At 67.5% G+C, this 16,752-nt stretch carries 23 protein-coding genes and 1 pseudogene; 14 read left to right on the top strand and 10 right to left on the bottom strand.

Going from position 1 to position 16,752, the window contains the following annotated elements; all coding sequences use genetic code 11:
* Window positions 1-669: 669 nt before the first annotated feature.
* The gene (locus OG574_RS01630) at window positions 670-909 is read right to left on the bottom strand and encodes a hypothetical protein (RefSeq protein ID WP_326771501.1); all 240 of its coding nucleotides are present in this window, start codon (window positions 907-909) and stop codon (window positions 670-672) included.
* Window positions 910-1,483: 574 nt separating this feature from the next.
* Here OG574_RS01630 and OG574_RS01625 point away from each other — a divergent pair.
* The 4 genes from OG574_RS01625 (at window position 1,484) to OG574_RS01610 (ending at window position 3,832) form a co-directional block, all read left to right on the top strand.
* On the top strand, window positions 1,484-1,765 hold the full coding sequence (locus tag OG574_RS01625) for an HU family DNA-binding protein (RefSeq protein ID WP_326771500.1): 282 nt from the start codon (window positions 1,484-1,486) through the stop codon (window positions 1,763-1,765).
* Between the two features lie 224 nt (window positions 1,766-1,989).
* On the top strand, window positions 1,990-2,547 hold the full coding sequence (locus OG574_RS01620) for a hypothetical protein (RefSeq protein ID WP_326771499.1): 558 nt from the start codon (window positions 1,990-1,992) through the stop codon (window positions 2,545-2,547).
* Between the two features lie 69 nt (window positions 2,548-2,616).
* Entirely contained in the window at window positions 2,617-3,045 is a 429-nt protein-coding gene (locus tag OG574_RS01615) for a hypothetical protein (protein ID WP_326771498.1), read from the top strand.
* Between the two features lie 262 nt (window positions 3,046-3,307).
* Window positions 3,308-3,832, top strand: coding sequence for an AAA family ATPase (locus tag OG574_RS01610; protein WP_326771497.1), 525 nt, complete (start codon window positions 3,308-3,310; stop codon window positions 3,830-3,832).
* Between the two features lie 189 nt (window positions 3,833-4,021).
* Here the strand turns inward: OG574_RS01610 and OG574_RS01605 are convergent, their stop codons facing one another.
* The 4 genes from OG574_RS01605 to OG574_RS01590 form a co-directional block, all read right to left on the bottom strand.
* The gene (locus OG574_RS01605) at window positions 4,022-4,237 is read right to left on the bottom strand and encodes a hypothetical protein (protein WP_326771496.1); all 216 of its coding nucleotides are present in this window, start codon (window positions 4,235-4,237) and stop codon (window positions 4,022-4,024) included.
* Window positions 4,219-5,004: a hypothetical protein gene (locus tag OG574_RS01600; RefSeq protein ID WP_326771495.1), complete on the bottom strand. Its 786-nt coding sequence runs from the start codon at window positions 5,002-5,004 to the stop codon at window positions 4,219-4,221. Before OG574_RS01600 ends, OG574_RS01605 begins: the two co-directional genes overlap by 19 nt.
* 516 nt (window positions 5,005-5,520) lie before the next feature.
* Entirely contained in the window at window positions 5,521-5,922 is a 402-nt protein-coding gene (locus OG574_RS01595; RefSeq protein WP_326771494.1) for a tautomerase family protein, read from the bottom strand.
* A gap of 144 nt (window positions 5,923-6,066) precedes the next feature.
* A complete protein-coding gene (locus tag OG574_RS01590; protein ID WP_326771493.1) occupies window positions 6,067-6,864 on the bottom strand; it encodes an acetoacetate decarboxylase family protein in 798 nt (265 codons plus the stop codon).
* An 85-nt stretch (window positions 6,865-6,949) separates the two neighbouring features.
* Here OG574_RS01590 and OG574_RS01585 point away from each other — a divergent pair, with 85 nt between their 5' ends.
* Entirely contained in the window at window positions 6,950-7,267 is a 318-nt protein-coding gene (locus OG574_RS01585) for a TetR family transcriptional regulator (protein ID WP_326771492.1), read from the top strand.
* 150 nt (window positions 7,268-7,417) lie between these two features.
* On the opposite strand, the gene OG574_RS01580 is transcribed toward OG574_RS01585, so the two are convergent.
* Window positions 7,418-7,645: a hypothetical protein gene (locus OG574_RS01580; RefSeq protein ID WP_326771491.1), complete on the bottom strand. Its 228-nt coding sequence runs from the start codon at window positions 7,643-7,645 to the stop codon at window positions 7,418-7,420.
* 76 nt (window positions 7,646-7,721) lie between these two features.
* On the opposite strand from OG574_RS01580, the gene OG574_RS01575 reads away from it, so the two are divergent.
* Both OG574_RS01575 and OG574_RS01570 read left to right on the top strand, forming a co-directional pair.
* A complete protein-coding gene (locus OG574_RS01575; RefSeq protein WP_326771490.1) occupies window positions 7,722-8,336 on the top strand; it encodes a lantibiotic dehydratase in 615 nt (204 codons plus the stop codon).
* Window positions 8,337-8,401: 65 nt separating this feature from the next.
* Complete coding sequence (locus tag OG574_RS01570; protein ID WP_326771489.1) at window positions 8,402-8,560, top strand: hypothetical protein; 159 nt, start codon at window positions 8,402-8,404, stop codon at window positions 8,558-8,560.
* A gap of 58 nt (window positions 8,561-8,618) precedes the next feature.
* Here OG574_RS01570 and OG574_RS01565 read toward each other — a convergent pair whose 3' ends face one another.
* The 3 genes from OG574_RS01565 to nadC all read right to left on the bottom strand — a co-directional run bounded on the left by OG574_RS01565 (window position 8,619) and on the right by nadC (window position 11,035).
* The gene (locus tag OG574_RS01565; protein WP_030978521.1) at window positions 8,619-8,912 is read right to left on the bottom strand and encodes a DUF1330 domain-containing protein; all 294 of its coding nucleotides are present in this window, start codon (window positions 8,910-8,912) and stop codon (window positions 8,619-8,621) included.
* Between the two features lie 384 nt (window positions 8,913-9,296).
* Window positions 9,297-10,154, bottom strand: coding sequence for a PhzF family phenazine biosynthesis protein (locus tag OG574_RS01560; RefSeq protein ID WP_326771488.1), 858 nt, complete (start codon window positions 10,152-10,154; stop codon window positions 9,297-9,299).
* Window positions 10,142-11,035, bottom strand: a complete 894-nt coding sequence (gene nadC / locus OG574_RS01555) for a carboxylating nicotinate-nucleotide diphosphorylase (protein ID WP_326771487.1) — start codon at window positions 11,033-11,035, stop codon at window positions 10,142-10,144. The genes OG574_RS01560 and nadC overlap by 13 nt, the downstream gene beginning before the upstream one ends.
* Before the next feature lie 333 nt (window positions 11,036-11,368).
* On the opposite strand from nadC, the gene OG574_RS01550 reads away from it, so the two are divergent.
* The 5 genes and pseudogenes from OG574_RS01550 (at window position 11,369) to OG574_RS01530 (ending at window position 14,393) form a co-directional block, all read left to right on the top strand.
* A complete protein-coding gene (locus OG574_RS01550) occupies window positions 11,369-11,848 on the top strand; it encodes a winged helix-turn-helix transcriptional regulator (RefSeq protein ID WP_326771486.1) in 480 nt (159 codons plus the stop codon).
* A gap of 26 nt (window positions 11,849-11,874) precedes the next feature.
* Window positions 11,875-13,206 (top strand): annotated as a pseudogene (locus tag OG574_RS01545) (IS30 family transposase).
* Window positions 13,207-13,336: 130 nt separating this feature from the next.
* Window positions 13,337-13,477 (top strand): hypothetical protein, encoded by a 141-nt coding sequence (locus tag OG574_RS01540; protein WP_326771485.1) that lies wholly within the window; start codon window positions 13,337-13,339, stop codon window positions 13,475-13,477.
* 262 nt (window positions 13,478-13,739) lie between these two features.
* Complete coding sequence (locus OG574_RS01535) at window positions 13,740-13,928, top strand: hypothetical protein (RefSeq protein ID WP_326771484.1); 189 nt, start codon at window positions 13,740-13,742, stop codon at window positions 13,926-13,928.
* Between the two features lie 72 nt (window positions 13,929-14,000).
* Window positions 14,001-14,393, top strand: coding sequence for a hypothetical protein (locus OG574_RS01530; protein WP_326771483.1), 393 nt, complete (start codon window positions 14,001-14,003; stop codon window positions 14,391-14,393).
* A 12-nt stretch (window positions 14,394-14,405) separates the two neighbouring features.
* Here OG574_RS01530 and OG574_RS01525 read toward each other — a convergent pair whose 3' ends face one another.
* Complete coding sequence (locus tag OG574_RS01525; RefSeq protein ID WP_326771482.1) at window positions 14,406-14,594, bottom strand: hypothetical protein; 189 nt, start codon at window positions 14,592-14,594, stop codon at window positions 14,406-14,408.
* 284 nt (window positions 14,595-14,878) lie between these two features.
* On the opposite strand from OG574_RS01525, the gene OG574_RS01520 reads away from it, so the two are divergent.
* Both OG574_RS01520 and OG574_RS01515 read left to right on the top strand, forming a co-directional pair.
* Window positions 14,879-15,313 carry a hypothetical protein gene (locus tag OG574_RS01520; protein WP_326771481.1) on the top strand — a complete coding sequence of 145 codons (435 nt, stop codon included), beginning with the start codon at window positions 14,879-14,881 and terminating at the stop codon, window positions 15,311-15,313.
* Between the two features lie 156 nt (window positions 15,314-15,469).
* Window positions 15,470-16,396 carry an immunity 49 family protein gene (locus OG574_RS01515; protein ID WP_326771480.1) on the top strand — a complete coding sequence of 309 codons (927 nt, stop codon included), beginning with the start codon at window positions 15,470-15,472 and terminating at the stop codon, window positions 16,394-16,396.
* Window positions 16,397-16,752 lie beyond the last annotated feature (356 nt).

Raw genomic sequence — 16,752 nt, 5'->3', positions numbered from 1 at the left:
CTCCCGAACGGGAGCGTGGATCCGGGGGGACTCCCGACAGGCAGCCGGGCTCACCCGTTCGAGATCGGTGTGCAGACGCGGGACAGATATGCCATAAAGAGAGCGTTTCACGGCCTCGGAGCCCTGCCAAGGCGGCAGCGCGGGGGCGCGGACCGCCGCAGCGTGCGGCTCGGCTCTGGCACGCCCGAGATCGCGGGCGCGGAGTGGACACAGGGCCTTCCGGCAGGCCGTCGCCCGTTGGCGGGAGCTTCTGCCGGCGCTCGGGCCAGACGGAGTCAAAGCCTTGCAGACCGTCCCCTACGACATGTTGTACTTGCGCTCAACCTCCCGCATCTTCATGCCGCCACGATGATCACGCCGGATCGCCGCGTCAACCTGCGACATCTGCGGCATGAACAGGACCTTTCGCCAGGAGCATCCCGATGCTCCCCTGGCGAGAACCCCAGCGCCTTCAAAATTCGGGTTCTGGCACAACTTCCGTGGAGTCGAACCGATCCTCGGTGTCCGAGGCTGGCGGCCCTGGCGAACTGGCAGGTCAGCGGCTCGTCCAGAGGCTGGCACGAGCCCGGTCGGCATGGATTTCACGGAAGTTGAGCCAGAACCATTACTCGTGAATAAAGCCAGAGGTCACGAGCCCGTTCTCCTCCGGTGGCATCCCGGGAGGGCGAATCACCGTGTCCCTTCGTCGTCGAGGACGCCGTCGTGGTTCGTCCAGAGCGACACCCACAGCCGCGAGGTGCCGTGGGCCCGCTGCACCAGGTTCTCGCGCACGGACAGCCAGCGCTCCAGCGCGGCCCGGGTCAGCGCCGAGGTCTCGACCCACTCCTCCTCGACGGTGCCGCCGCCCTGGGGGTGCCGCTCGACGGAATTGGTAGCAGGCGGATCCTCATCCGCCCGTGCTGCTTTCACCTTGAATCGGGCAGTGCTGCTCGTGCGGGAACTCCGCAACCACCGAGCCGTTCCCCCCCTCCACCTGGCGGGACGAGCGGGTGAAAGCGATCGATCGTGACTGGCAGGACATCCGCGAACTGCTCTACGCCTGGTGAATCCGAACTGACTGGGCACGACGTACGAACCCTGGACATCGACCCCGCTGCCCAGTGCCTGTACGCCGGTCTGCACGGAGGCAGCGTCCACCCGTTGCCCTGTATCTCAAGCTCCGCACTTCGGGCTCGGCAACGCCACCAGTGCCCTGCCAGATGTTCTCCTCTAGAGGGCGGCTCGCGACCGCGCCTGCCCGGGTGCGAGGTGGCACTGCGTCAATTACCGTCGGCGGTGGGATGAGCGACAGGACTGCAACCATCCTTGAGGGGCCCCGCGCACCGCTTCGCACGCCGCGCGGGGCCCCTTTTCGTACCTGGGCCGTTCGGCGCAAGGGGCTACGGGGTGCGTGCCTGTTGTCGGTGGCGGGTGACAGCATGGGCGACTTGATCTGTCCCCGCTCCCCGAGCGGGGCTCCCGAGCACGATATTGGAGTACTGACATGATCCGCAGTGAGCTGGTGGCCGCGTTGGCCGAGCGCGCCGAGGTGACCCAGAAGGACGCCGACGCCATCCTCGCGGCGTTTGCCGTGACGGTCGGCGATGTCGTCGCCAAGGGTGATGAGAAGGTCACCATCCCGGGCTTCCTGACGTTCGAGCGCACCCACCGCTCCGCGCGGGAGGGCCGCAACCCCGCCACGGGCGAGACGATGACGATCCCCGCCGGCTACAGCGTGAAGGTGGCCGCGGGCTCCAAGCTTAAGGAAGCTGCCAAGGGCAAGTAGATCCAGAGCACTACAGGGGCGGGTACCCGGACACCGGGTACCCGCCCCTGACGCTGTCCACGGCACTTCGGCAGGCAGCGACCCCGCCGGCGCGCCTCATCGATCCCGGCCATGTCCCGGCCAGCTCAACCGCCGCCTTCACCCACTGCACCCAGGGCAGCGGCCAGTCACCGGGAAATTAGAGCGCCGCAGTCCAGACCCGTGAATGCCTTTAGGGTGACCGGATGGCACGCGGCAGCGACGCTTCCTCCGCCCGTATAGCGGTCGACCTGGCCCTGGCGATCCAGCAGGGCAAGATCCCGCCTGGGCAAAAACTCCGCACGCAGGCCCAGTCATACGGTGCTGCCCTGCCGACCGTCAGCGCGGCACTGACCCGCCTGACTAACGCCCAGCTGATCAAGCAAGAAGGCTGCCGCTACCCCTATGTCCGTCCAGCGCGCAGCGTATTCCCGGCCAGCCCCGTGCGCGACATCCTGACCGCCGCGTCTGTCTGCGCCCACCTGTCCGCCACCTACACCGACACGGCCCCCGCGAACGCGCTCGGCCGCTGGCCCGCCGACACATCGCTCCTGCGCGACATCGACCGCCACGTGCTGGCGTTCCTTGGCACCGCCCTCGTGCAGGAGGCCCTCTGCCTACTCGATGCCGGCCTCGACCCGATCGGGATCGACGACACGCTGCTCGCTGCGGCCCGGTCGACCCTGCATCACGGCGGCCGACGCCCGACTGACCAACTGGCCCTCCCCACCCGCCTGCCTGTGCAGGATGGAGCAGTCGTCTAGTGCCGTGACCGCGTAGGTTCGCCGGGTTGTGGCCTTCCCGTGGCAGTCTGAGTGGCGGAGCATTGCGGCGTGAGTCGTCGAGCCGATCCAGGGGAGAGCTTCCGCAGCACTGTTGCGGAAGCGTTTGCGTTTCTGGTGGAGGATGCTGGTTTCTGCGGGCCGGAGCCGACCAAGCACGGGCTGGGATTCCACCGGCCGGGGCTGCTGGTTGAGGTGTGGTTCTTGCCGGGGCGCGAGGCAGAGGTTGCCACCTGGGTGCAGCGGTCGGGTGCCGATGGCGCGACGACGCAGTCCGCCTGGCTGGAGTGCCTGTATGTCGCCGCGGGCTGCGGTCCGGCTCAGCACGTACCAGGGGCTGCTCCGACGTTGCGGGCTGTGCTGAAGCGGGTGGGTGAGCATGCGGTTGCGCTTCGTCGGCTCCTGCCGTTCCTCTTGACATCCGAGGCGGAAGACCTGTTCGTGAGGTGCCCGCCGAGCAGGCATCTGCCAACGGCCTGACCTGTTTTTCAGGCTGTGGCAGTGCGCGGAGATCCGATGGGGCGGCAGACCACTACCGGCCGCGGCCTGACCGTCCAACCCCGCGAACGTTCCCGGTCACAGCACTCGGGCCTGTCCGGCGGATCACGTGACCAGCAGCGGAAGGACTGGGCGGCATGCGTCACCGCCACTGGGTGTCCTCGCGCTGCTGGGCCGCGGTGCGGCCCGGCGATTCCAGCAAAAAGCAGTCGCCCAGCACTTGGTCTCCTGGAATGGTCTGGTTGTGACCACGTTGTTTCTGATGATCGGGCTGCCCGGGGCCGGCAAGACCACGAGGGCGCGGCAACTCGCCGAGGGGCACAGCGCCCTACGGCTGACGCCGGATGAGTGGATGAACCCACTGTTCGGCGAGTCAGATGCGGATGGGAAGCGCGACGTGCTGGAGGGCCGGCTGCTCTGGCTCGGTCTGGAGGCGCTGCGACTTGGAACCAACGTGGTTCTGGATTTCGGATGCTGGTCCCGTGACGAGAGGTCCGCGATCCGCTGGTTGGTGGAGTCTGTGGGGGCATCCTGCCGCCTTGTGTACGTGCCGGTGGACCATGAGACCCAACGTGCTCGAATCGCCCATCGCCAGTCGACCACCCCGGATCAGACCTTCCCGATGAGTGAAGCGGACCTCGTGCGCTGGAGGACGCTCTTCGAGGAGCCCGACGCCGCCGAACTTGGTGGGCATGAGATTGGAGGTCCGCCTCCTGGATGGTCGGGATGGCTGGAGTGGGCTGCCGATCGGTGGCCGTCGCTCGCTTGAACCCAACTCTTGGTGTGACCCAACACCAGGAGCGGGAGAGCTGGGCGTGGAACTTCCCGAGCCGGGTGCGGTGTGTGAGCACTTGAAATCCGGGCGTCGCCCGTGGACGGCGGGCGACCGGCCGCGCGCGGCTTTGGACCGCGCCGTGTGACGGCTACGGCATGGCCGGCAGCGGCGTGGAGGCGTCGGTCACGGCTTCCAGGTGTGGGCGGGCAGTTGGTCGGCGAGGGTGGTGAAGTAGCGCTGTTCTTGCCAGGTTTCGCGGTTGCCGATGACGAAGAGGCGGCGTTTGGCGCGGCTGACGACGACGTTGAGGAGGTTGGGTCGTGAGGCGGCCCAGGCGCGGGCGCCGGGGCGGCGTGGGTCGCTGTGGATCGGGACCGTGCTCAGTGGGGCGGTGCGCATCGCTGGGGGAGCGTGACGATTCCGGGGCGGTGCTCGAACGTGTCCATGACCAGCCATTCGTCCAGCTCGGGGTCGTAGAGGTTCTGGACGCCGAACTGCAGTACCTGCCAGAAGGTGCCCCGGTTGTTCTCGTCGACATAGATGTCGCCCAGAGCGAGCGGCAGGCGCGGGTGGTTCCCGGGAGGGAGCTCGGGCAGGACCACGCCCACCCGCCAGTGGTTCACGTACCGCGGCGTGGTGCGCCTGAGGGTCTCCCGCCCGACGAACCGGGCTTTCTCGAACCCCTGGTTCAATGCCTTCAGGTTGAAGCCCGGGATGCGTGAGCAGGGGTGCTCGTACAGGCCTGGCCATTTGTACGTGAGCGTGTAGAGCGTGTCGTGGTAGATCAGGTTGGTGAACCAGATTGGGTACTGCGGGCCCCCGGCGGTCATTTGGCTGTTGCCGTCCCGCCCCTCCCAGGTGAAGGGCACCGTGATGTCTAGGTCCCGGACGACCCACTTGCCCTTGCCGCGGAAGTTGCGGGGGAGGCGGGGCGGAGGTGGAGTTGGGGAGGGGGCCTGCGGTGCGGCCACCGTGCCGAACGAGAGCGCGGTCCCGGTCCGGTGATCGGCGCCGGCCGCGGACGGAGCGGCCAGCACGAGCGCGAGCGCTCCGGCAAGAGCGGCCGACACGGCCATCAGACGGGTGCCGTTCTGGCCCATGTTCTTCCTCAGCTGTCGCCTCGGCGCCGTCAGGACGCGTGGAGAATAGAGCTGATACTGCCCCATTCTCTCCTAACCTGCACTTTCCGACACCGGCTTTATCGAGAGCGCGGCTGAGGTGTCGTCAGTGTCTCGCTGGCCGAACCGCACCACCACCGAGGTTGCCCAGCCTTCTCCCCTGACCGGACTTGACAATGTCGTCAGTTTTTCTCGCCCTCACGTGGGGCAAGGCCGTATCCCAGGCCTGCACTGGCAGAGCATCAGATAATGCGGCCTGGACCTGGGGGAGGGGAGCAACGCGTTGTTTTCTGTGATCCGCTCTTGGTCCCGGTGCAGAGCGTCTGCTTGCTCCTCGGGGGTGGCGGGCCTGCCGAAGGTGATTGCCTCCGTGCCGGTGACCGGGGACGGTGAGTACCGGGCAGGGGAGCGCGTGCACCGTGACGGCAGGTGCAGGCGGGCGACGCCAGCCGGGAGTTTGGCACGCAGCGCCCCATGCCAGCGGATCCACAGCGCAGGGCGTCCACGAAGGGCCTAGTCACGGAGCTTGTCCACGGCGGTGCCGCTGTCTGTCGGCGCCCGGTTTTACTCCTCGTGCTGGCTCAGCCATTCCTTCTCCTGACCCGGGTCGGGCAGGACCTGGCCGGCTTCGACAGCGGAGCGCGCGGGACCGTCCTGGATCACCACCAGGATGTCGTGCTCGGGTATCCCGGTGATGCGGGATGCGGCTGCCGACAGTTCGAGTGCCAAGCGGGTCGTTTCCTCCTGCGGGTGGCCGCGGCGTGCCCAGCCGCCGATCAGGAGGGGCGTCCCTGGTTCTCCGCCGACGTAGACGCTGTCCTGAGGCAGTTCGGAGAAGACCACGTTGACGTAGGCGGGCGGGACGTGATTGATCTCCGCGTGGATCCTGGTGATTTCGGCGGCCAATTCCCCCTTGGCGCCGGCCCTCAGCGTTCCCTGGGCGCTCGTGCAGGTATAGATGGGCACGTCGACTCCTGAGATGTGAGAGCTGTGGGCGTGCCCCCACGGCATCGGGGCCACGGGTGCGTTGGGGATGGTTCGTCTTGGGGGAGCGGCGAGGGGCCATAGGGGTGGTGGCTGGTGGCGGGGCCCTCGTGGTGTGTGGGTCGGTTAGTTGCTGTGGTCGGTGAGGGTCTTGAGGTCGGTGACCGTGTAGGCGAGGTCGAAGTGGAATCCCTTGCCGGTGCGCTGGACGGGCAGGTCGGCGAGTTCTTCGCCGTGGGCGGGGAGGAAGGCGAGGTCGGCGGTGCCGGACCAGGCGTCGCTGACGGCGGCGTCGTCCAGGACGGCCATGACCAGTTCGTGGACGGCGGGCTTGTCGTGTTGTCCGGCGGCCAGGCGGGGGAAGTGGCGGAGGTTGACCACGGGGCGGTTCATCAGGGTGGCGGGGTCGGGGACCGGCTGTTCGAGGGTGATCTTGGCTTCGGCGATGCGCTGTCCAGCGGCGGAGGCGGTGGCGCCGAACTGTCCGCCTGGGCCGAGGACTGGGGTGCCGGGGCCGCCGACGGAGTAGGTGCGGGTCTGGTGGACGGCACCGAGCTTCTTGGGGAAGCCCTGGACCCAGCCGCGGGCCATGGCGGAGTCGTTGTCGACGTAGATGTAGGGGCACCAGGCCACCGGGGCGCCGTTGTAGTGGGCCTCCAGAGTGATGAAGAACTCCCGGTACTGCGAGCGTGCGGGGTCCAGGTACTCCAGGCCCGTGGAGGAGTACTGCCAGTCGATGAACATCGCGACGCCGCGGCCGGCGGAGTCCGGGTCGGGCGTCAGGCCCTCGGGCAGGGTCGCCGCGGCGGCGGCTGGGTCGGTGAAGAATTCCACGCTCACCACGGTGCCGGCGTAGTGCCAGGGCGGAGCGGACGCGAGGTTCGCGATGCCGCGGGGAGACAGAGGGACGGTGTAACCCTTCATGACACGACTCCTTCGGGAAGAGACCCGATCGAAACGACACGTAGCGTTTCATTGGCGACAACGCGACAGCCGCATGCTTTGAACCATGAGTGAAACGATCCGTATCGCTCTGGTCATGGCACTCGTCTTCTCTTCAGGTTCGGTGGCCGGTGGGCCGCGTTCTGCTTCAAAGATCCTTGATGCGGCACGGGATGTCCTGTCGGGACAGGGGTACGCGGCACTGACCATCGAAGCCGTCGCGGCGGCCGCGGGCGTCGGCAAATCGACCATCTCCCGCGCGATGGTGACATCGACCTTTGAAGGCTGGACACCGGCTGCGCGGCCGTACAGACACACCGTCATACCGCCCGCGATCCACCGACCAGACGCTGCCCGACCCCGAACTCGGTCCTGTGATCCGTAGACGGGTGCAGCATCATCACGAACCGCTCGCCTACTGGAATCTGTCGGCTCGTCCACCGATCACGGGCGTGCCACGGTGCGCGGTTGTACGCCTCTGTTGATGTCAGCTACTGATGTCACGCAACATGCCCCGGTCGGGGGGTGTGCGGGGTTAGAAGCAGCCGGGGCCGGTGGAGGGGTTGAAGCAGGCGTTGGTGCCGGGGACGCCGTCGTTGGTGTTGGTGCCGGTGCCGCCGAAGAGCGCGTCGTTGCCGTTGTTGCCGTTGAGGTTGTCGGCGCCGTTGCCGCCTTCGATGCGGTCGTTGCCGTCGCCGCCGGACAGTGCGTCGTTGCCGTCGCCGCCGCAGATGATGTCGTTGCCGCCGCGGCCGTCGACCATGCCCCTCTGGCCTGGGCCGGACGCCGACGGCAAGGAATGGTGCGAATGGCTGGCCGCGGCATGGGCAATGCGGCCGGTGGCCGAGGCCGTCACGATCGCCAGCCCCGTTCTTGCCCGGCAGATCGACGCCACGCTCGATGGACGGCCCACCGACGCTGGTCAAGCGCGGCGCATGGCGCTGGCATTGGCCCGTTACGGGGTGCGGATGCGCGGCCGGGCCGCGCCATTCGGCCTCTTCGCCGGGGTGGCCGGCACACGCTTCGGACCGCGCCTTTCGGCGCGGTGGGGCGAAGACCATCAGCTCCGCACCCGAGCCGACGCGGCGTGGGTCGCCCAGGTGATTGCGCGCCTGGAAGCATGCGCTGAACTGCGGCGCCGGCTGCCCGTCGTCATGAACAATCTGGCCGTCGTACGCGGTGAGCGCCTGGTGGTGGCATGGGCACCCCATGGCAGCGTCGGCGGTTCGCAGACCGAAGTGTCAGTGCGGCTGATCCCCGTTGTACGGGCGGTCATGTCCCTGGCGCGCTCCCCACTGCGGGTCGGCGACCTTATCGGCAAGCTCGCGGCTGAGCATCCCAAAGCCCCTGCCGACAGGCTGGAGGCGCTGGTGGGGGAACTGGTAGCCCGGGGCAACCTGATCGGCAGTCTGCGCCCCCTGCGACCGCCAGCGACGCGTTCGCCCATCTCCTGAACCGGCGCCCCGGAGACACGTTCTACTTCTCCAACATCGCGACCTCGAACCCGTACGCCGCCCTGATGACCGACATCGGCCGCTGGAACCTCGTCGAACGCACCCCCGCCGACATCGAGGCCGACGTCCGCGCCGCCGCGCCGCCGGGAAGGAACCGTCGCCGGACCGGACATCACCGCCGATGCCACCGGCCTGACGCTTTTCGCGACGGTGCGGCGCACTGACGAGCCGGGGTGATCCCCGCAGCCGGCATCGTGTTCCTCCCTGACGCGGCATCGGTCGTCAGTCGAGGCCTTCGATGATGCGGAAGTCGCGCTCGACGCCGTCAGCAAGTACGGCCAGTGCCTCCTGGTAGGCCGCACTCGCGCGTGCGGCGACCGCCTGTTCGAAGCTGTCGAACTCGATCAGGACGGTGCGCTCGGCGATTCCGGCGTCGTGTGCGACGACCCGGCTGCCGCGGGAGAGCAGCCGCCCGCCCGCGGCCTTGACGGCTGGACCGGCCAGCTTGTCGTAGGCAGCAAGCCTCTCAGGGTCTGCGATGGTGCGGTAGACGCTGACCCAGTAGCCCTTGGCCACGGTACCCCCTGTGTTCGGAATTGATGATCAGAAGCATGCTCAGATCCATGGCCGGCGCGCTGTGGGTCAGCGAGCCGACGGAGACGGCGTCGAAGTCGGACGGCTTCGATCAACCGGCCGGGCTGCGATCGGATTGGTCTCGGGTGAGCGTCGGCGGGCGAGGACGAGCCAGAGCCGGTCGAGTCGATGACTGGCCTCGCCGGAAGGGCCGCGGCCCGGACTAGAACGAAGAGGAGCCGACAAGTAGGTACGTGTCGCACCAGTACGACGTGATCGGCCATCAACCCTGAGCCCCTGCCACAGACGCCGCCAGAACTGGCCGGGCTCTCACAGGAGCAGTTGGACCTGCTGCGGACCGGCACCCTCGCCTTGAGCGCGCAGGCCTCATCGCATGACCGTGCGCACGATCGCTGCCTGGCCGCCGACTCGGATCCGGTGTCCCGTGCGGTCGCGGTGGGCGGTCGCTGTGATGGTGGACGGGCTGCCGAGGTGATCACCCATGTCGACAGCGAGGCGGTGTGTGCCGAACCCGGCAGCATGCGCTGCCAGGCAGGCCGTGCTGTTGGCGTTGGCGATGTCCTCGGGGACGCCGATCGACGGGGCGAACATCCGGGCTGCTGCTCGGCCGTGTCGGTCCGGGGGCGAGTAGGCGTAGCAGCCCAGCAGACCGTAGCGGTCACAGGCTGCGCGCAACAGGGTTAAGTCCGGCGTGAGTTCGGCCAGTGCGGCGCGGGATCGGATGGGCAGCAGAAGCCTCGGCCGCCCGTTCGACGCCACGCAGGCGTCGCCGGCTACCGCGTCCTCTGTCAGTGCGAGGCCGCCTACGACTGCCCTCAGTTCGGGTCCACCGGTGCTACGCAAGCTGACCGGGCCCGGGTCGAACGACGCCGTCAGGCCGTCACCGTTTCGGCTTGCCCGACCGTCGAAGCTGCGGTGGGCCGTACGCAGGGCGGCGCGGTAGTCGTGGTCGCCGCCTGTCCGTTCGGCGAGCACGGCGAGGGCGGCGACGGTGCCGTGTCCGCAGGCGGGCAGTTCGCCCTGGGCGGTGAAGAACCGCAGTGTGTACGCGGGCTGACGACGCTCGATTCCGGTCGCGCGGAGGAAGACGGCGTGCGATGTTCCCAACGCCGTGGGAATGCGGCATCGCTCCTCGTCGGTGAACGGCGCATCATCCAGAACGGCGGTCGGGCTGCCACCCGCGCCGTCTCGCTGACACGCGACGACGACCGCTACCTCGGGCATGGCACCGGGCCGGTGGTCAGCAGCATGGTCAGGTCCAGTGCGGGCGCGCTGTGCGTCAACGCCCCGACCGAGATGAGGTCGACGCCCGTCCCGGCGATGGCGAGAACTGTGTCCAGGCGGATGGTGCCCGAGGCCTCCAGCAGGATCCGGGAAGCGTCGGCCCGCCCGGCCCGGAACTTCACGACCTGCTCGATGTCGGCCACCGGCATGTTGTCGAGCATGATCCAGCGGGCTCCGGCGTCGAGGGCCTCGGCGGCCTGTGTGACGGTCTGCACCTCGACATCGCTTTCCACGCTCTGCCCGGTGCGCGCCATCCCGCGCCTGACCGCCTCGATCGCGGCGGTCACCCCGCCCGCCGCGGCGATGTGGTTCTCCTTGAGCAGGACCATCGCCGCGAGATCGAGGCGGTGGTTGTGGCCGCCGCCGGCGGTGACCGCATACTTGTCCAGGGCGCGCAGGCCCGGCGCCGTCTTGCGCGTGTCCAGGATGCGCGCCCTGGTCCCTGCCACAGCTTGGACGTAGCGGTCGGTCAGCGTCGCGATGCCGCACATGCGCTGCAGGAAGTTCAGCGCCGTACGCTCCCCGGTGATCAGGCTGCGCGCCGAACCGGACAGGTGCACCAGGACCTGGCCGTCGGCCAGTCGGGCGCCGTCGGCGACGGCCGGCTCGACCTTGACCTCGGGGTCGACCTGCGCGAAGACCTCGGCGACCACGGGGAGGCCGGCGGCGATGCCGCTTTGCCGGGTGCGGATCTCGGCCGTGGCCACCAGTTCCTCGGGAACGCTCCACACGGTGGTGACGTCCTTCCCTGACGCGTCCTCGGCCAGGGCGGCAGCGGCGGCGGCCCGTGCTGCCGCCGAGGGAAACTCGGTCGTGGTCATCTGGGCTCCACCTCTGAGTGGATGTTGGCTTGGTGGCGGCAACCGCCGACGAGGCAGCACTGAAGTTCCGCTGGGCCGGTTCACAGGACCTGGTGGATCCTGTACTCGATCTCCCGCGTGCCGGTCACCCGTCCCCCCGCCACGAACAAGTTCCGAGTGAGTCGTCCGTGCGACTCGGCGCCGACGTCGAACTCGGGGCACCATGCGCATGTACCGGTCCTCCCGGCCGGTCTCGCCTCCGTCGACACGGGCTTTGAGGAACGCCTCTCTCCCAGGTCGTCGGGGCAGGTGTCACAACAGCCTCCTCCGTTTCGATTTCCGAAGCGGTCACTGATGCTAGCGTGTCGGTATTCGAAGCATCAACCCTGGAGAGCTGGACTTCCCGACATGGCAACACCCAGGCCTGGCAATCCTGTTCGCGGCTCGACCACCGGCCGCCCCCTCATGGCCGCACTCGATCTGTTCGGGCGGCGGTGGAGTCTGCGCATCCTGTGGGAGCTTCGGGCGGGCCCGCTTGGATTCCGTCCCTTGCAGAAGCGGTGCGACGACATGTCCTCCAGCGTGATGCGGCAGCGCCTGACCGAACTGCTGGATGCCCAGGTGATTCACCAACTACCGGACAGCCGCTACGGGCTCACCCCGCTGGGACAGGAGGCGTGCCACGCCCTGAACCCCCTCGCCCGCTGGGCGGGACGCTGGGCGGCCACTATCGACCCGCAAGGGGCGGACCACACCGACGACCCGTCCGCCAGCCGCGTCTCACATCCGGACACCGTGGACGACGGGATGCCGGAGAGGGACTCCGCGGACTGACGCCCGCCTCGGATCCTCGGGTTCTAATGAACGTCGCAACACCCGACGTCCGGGTGGGCGATGGAGGACAGAAGCACTGCCGGGGGCGCCCGAACGGCAAGAGGGTGCCCCCCGAGGTCAGGCAGAAGTTCCTCGAACTGATACACGAAGGTGTGAGTATCAGAGAGGCCAGCCGCATCGTCAGTGGATCAGCGGGCGCGGTGCACGCGTGCAGACCACGAAGGCAGGACGGAAGACGGCGCGGGCCGCGATCCAGCCGATCGTCGGGGACCCCCGTAAGTTCGAACCCCATCCGCGCATGGAGGAACGGAACGGCTCACGCTCAATCTCTACTCGCTTCCTGTCCGAGGAGGAGCGGGTGCGCATCGCTGATCTGCGGCGAGAGAAGAAGTCGATACGAGCGATCGCCGGCGAGCTGAACCGCAGCCCATCGACGATCAGCCGGGAGATCCGACGCAACGGCAACCCTGACACCAGACCAAACCATCCGGCCCACTACCGCCCGTTCACCGCTCACAAACGGGCGCAAGCACGACGGCCGCGGCCCAAGCCCCGGAAGGTCGACCGCTGCCCAGAGCTGCGGGATTTCATCCAGGCCCGGTGGGACGAGAAGTGGAGCCCCGAGCAGATCGTGCTTCGTCGGGAATTCCGGGACCGTCCGGAGATGTATGTGACGCACGAGTCGATCTACCGAGCCCTGTATGCCCAGGCCAAGACCGGCCTGATGCGAGAGGTCTCGCGGCGCCTACGGACGGGCCGAAGCATGCGCAAGCAGCGTCGGCGGCCGGACCAGAGGATCCCTCGGTTCACTCACCCGATGGTCCTGATCAGCCAGTGGCCCGCCGAAGTCGCCGACCGCAGCGTCCCGGGGCACTGGGAAGGTGACCTGATCGTCGGCACGAAGAACGGCTCAGCGATCGGCACTCTCGAACGCAGCACCCGCTACACGCTGTTGGTGCACCTTCCGGACGGGTCCTCTCCCGGGGTTCTTCCGGAGAGCGCTCCTCGATGCTGTCAGCGGCCTCCCGGCCAATCTCAAGCGATCCCTGACCTGGGACCAAGGGTCCGAGATGGCGCATCACTATGCGTTCTCAGCGGCTTCCGGAATCCCGGTCTACTTCTGCGAGCCTCACAGCCCCTGGCAGCGAGGCACGAACGAGAACACGAACGGCCTGCTGCGGCAGTACTTCCCGAAGGGCACGGATCTGTCCAAGTACGCCAAGGAGGATCTGGATGCTGCCGCCGCCGACTTGAACCGCAGGCCCCGGAAGACGCTCGGCTGGGCCACCCCAGCCGAGCGCTTCAACAGCCTCCTGATGAACGACCCCAACACTCCTCGTGTTGCGACGATTTGTTGAATCCGCCGATCGGAGGCGGGGCGGGACCGCCGGGTCACGAGGTTGCCGTGGCTCGGCCGAGCGCCGGGGACAGGCGCGAAACCTCCGCCAATCCTCGTGGAAGCAACCGCCAGGTCAACGCGCCGTCTCCGTGCGTGCTCACGCCATTCAGCAGGCCCGCGATGCCCTGGCCCTCATCGACGCGCCGATCGCACCCGCCCACGACGAGCCGAGCGTCGCCGAATGCCGCGACACGGATCGCCGTTGGCTTCTGGAGAAGGAGGGCGTGTGACTTCAGCCCGAGCCGGGCGGCGCCGCCTCACCGCGGCTGTCATCCTGCTCCCCATCCGGAGGGTGAAGCGCCCCCTCAACGGCTGTTCGGCGGGGCGACTTACCCCTCGCCATCCCGGCGGCAGCACGGGCCAACTGTGCCTGCAGCTGGTCGAACGCCGCCGGGCCCGATAGCTCCCGCAACCTGCGACTTCTGCTCATGCATGTTCAACGCGCCAACGCACAGCCCGTAACTGCAATACCGCCGAACGGAGCACCCGCCGATGTCCCTCGACGACGTCACCGCCCCCGCCTGCAGGTTCTGCCGCTGTGGCCTCTATGCCGACGAGCTTGGTCACCAGCCCTGCCGGCTCACCCTCGACGCGCTCGGCCTGCGCTGCCCCAACTGCCAGACCCAGCACGGGCACGCCGACCTCCTCGACCTGCCCCTCGCCGAGCGGAGCGTGGCATGAGTAGCGGCTGAATGGATGTACGAGAGGCGCGGCGCCGCGGCCTCCCCGAAGAAGGCCGGTACGAAGACAGCCATGAGGAACGAGTACGACTTCAGCTTCGAGCTGTACATCCAACTCAGGGAGCAGGTAGGGCCAAGAGGCTCCTGGCCCTACGGCTTCAAACCTGGCCGAAAGCTCATGGAGATCATCTACCAGCAGCTCGGCCGCACTGACGCGTTGCGGTTCTTCACCTGCGTGCGCGAGGCCGCCAGTTGCTCCTACCTCAGAAGTCGGACCATGCCGATGTATCGCGATCACCTGGCTGCCGCACTCAAATGCGAGTTCGGAGACACCCGAAAGCAGCAGCTCGATGCAGCGTGGCTCGTCCTCAACACAGCCCGAGACATCACGGGCGCCGAGCACTGCGACTTGCTGGCGGATTGCGTCATCGCCGCTCTTAAGGCCGACGAGATGGCACCCGTGTAATACCTTCGGTCCCTATTCCCGCGACGGCACGCGGGCGGCCAGGTGCATCGACAGCGAGCGCGCCAGGTCGACATCCGCGCGCTCGCCGGCGACCACAGCAGCCAGAACCTCCAGGACGTCCGGCGCCTCCTCCACCGTCAGCAGGGGGAGGAGAACGGCCGGCGGATCGAACGCTGTGACGTCATCGTCAAGATCACTCATCGCAGGGTCCCGAACTGCTGGTCTTCGATGTCATGCAACGCCACCGAATCAGCTGGAAACACGAGATGGAATCGCCGCTCTATCCGTCAGCCAACTCGTGTGCAGCTTGTGAGGCGGCACCATCACCCTGCCCGAACAACCACAAGGCGTAGCGGGCTGCTCGCGCCTCACCCTGCCTCAACAATGGCACCAACTCGCCGACTGCATCCAACTGCTTCGACAGCGGCCCATCAACCTCGTTACGTTCCCTGTTGGTGCTGGAGCTGGCGTGGTCAACTAATTCAGTGAGCCAGGTACTTACGACCTTCATCGCAGTGGCGGGAACACTCATCGGTTCTCTTCTGGGGTATCAGTTCCAGAAGCGTGTGGCAGACCGGAGCGAACGCCGCAGCGCCGTCCTCGCCTTCACCGCTGCGACCAACGAATTCATACGGAGCCAACACGACTGGTGGCACCGGAAGCACGAGGAACAGGATGGTACGGCGCATTCAGCAGCCAGAACAGAAGCCTTCCGGATCCGCGGCCAGGCCTTCCAGGCCGTTCACCAGCTCCGTCTGCTCCTACCCAACGGCGACCTGCATGCGCGGGCCGAGCAGACCATCGGGATGATCGGTGCTCTTCACCGCGCAACAGACCGCGAAGAACTGCGGACGAGGTCGGTCGAGGCGCGGGCGTCCCTCAACTCCTTCGTCGTGCAGGCTTCAGCCCAGATCAGGTAGACAGCCGGCAGTTCTCGCACAGGTACTCAGCTTGAGTTTTAACCTCTGCCTGGTTCGCGAGCCGCGCGGAGCTGCTCCCTGCAACTATCAGGCTTCTCGGGCGTGGTCATGGCTGGCGTACCTGCGGTGTCAGTGGCGGCTGCCAGGATGACGCTTATGACGATCAAGGACGTAGCCCGGCATGACGTGAGTGAGCGGCGGATCGAACAGGCGCTGGAGAACGTCCGGCGGCGGGCCGGCAGCCGCTGGCACACGATGCAATACGACTGCTACTCCGATGAGGAGCTGCAGGGAATGCGCGACGAACTCCTCGACCACCTAGCCGCCCGCACGGTGGCGGACCCCGAGCCTGGCACCGCCCCGTCACGCATCGTCCTGCGCACCGCGGCCGAGTGCGCCCTGGGACTCCTGAGCTTGGGCTGTTACCCCAACGGCGACCAAGAGATCTCCTTCACCCTCATTGACGAGAAGCTCAGCAGCGAAGACATAGCCTTCGAGGCTGTGGTGGAGCAGGCGGCCACCGCGAGGACCTGGCTGGACGCATTCGCTTTGTCTGTGATCAGCGGCATGGTCTGGGAACAGCGCCTGGTCATCGGGCTGCTGCTGCGCGGCGACTATGCGCCTGACATCCGTAACGGTGTGCCGCACTCGAAGCTGGAATCGAAGTCGGACCCGGGCGAGCTGGCGGAGATGGACGCTTTGTGCGGCTACCTCACCCAGGCCGAAGGGCATCTGCCCCGGCACTGGCCGTCGGTAACGCTGTGCAAGCCGAATGCCGGTGAGCGCACCGGTGCAAAGCGGCAGCTGGATACTCTCGGTGCGCTGACGCCAGATCAGCGCCTCCTGCACGTGCTTTTGGAGGATGACCAGTTGGCCTTCGAACAAGCCCTGGAGCATCGTCTTGTCCAGCACCGGGAGAGCGCACCCTCCGATGCGGCGCCCCGCAGCCTCCTGCCGCACAAGACCATCGCCCTGGCCGCCCTGGCAGTCCAAGCACACGGCTGGGACTTGCGCGTCCAATCTGCCTACCTGCCGCAGGCCATGCTGAGCGCCCCCGAAGGCACGCCGTCGGCCAGTGGCTGAACCTGTGCCCTCACCACTGTCTCGGGTGCTGCCTCAGCAGGAGTGAAGCCCGACCGACTGGCTCGCCTCGTCTACGCGGTGTCCCCCGCCGGTTCTGCCCGATCCGGGGCGGACGACAAGAGGTTCCGGAACACCAGGGCACCAGCAGGCCGGCCCGCAGATGTTCCGCAACCGTCCTTCCCGGAGCACCCGAGATGTGTGGAAGCCTCGTGATGCCAGGAGTTGACGTACTTATCACGGTCGGTCCCCAGCGGCCGACTCCTCCTGCACATTGACGGCGATGAGGCATGGCTCTGCTGGAGCGGGGAGCCAGCCAGAGGTTAAGACTCGAGATCAGCTTGAGTTTTAGTCTCTGC

It is taken from the genome of Streptomyces sp. NBC_01445 (assembly GCF_035918235.1).
Taxonomy (GTDB): Bacteria; Actinomycetota; Actinomycetes; order Streptomycetales; family Streptomycetaceae; genus Streptomyces.
Note: the sequence above shows the minus strand (reverse complement) of the source record. Positions and strands in the feature narration are given on the sequence as shown.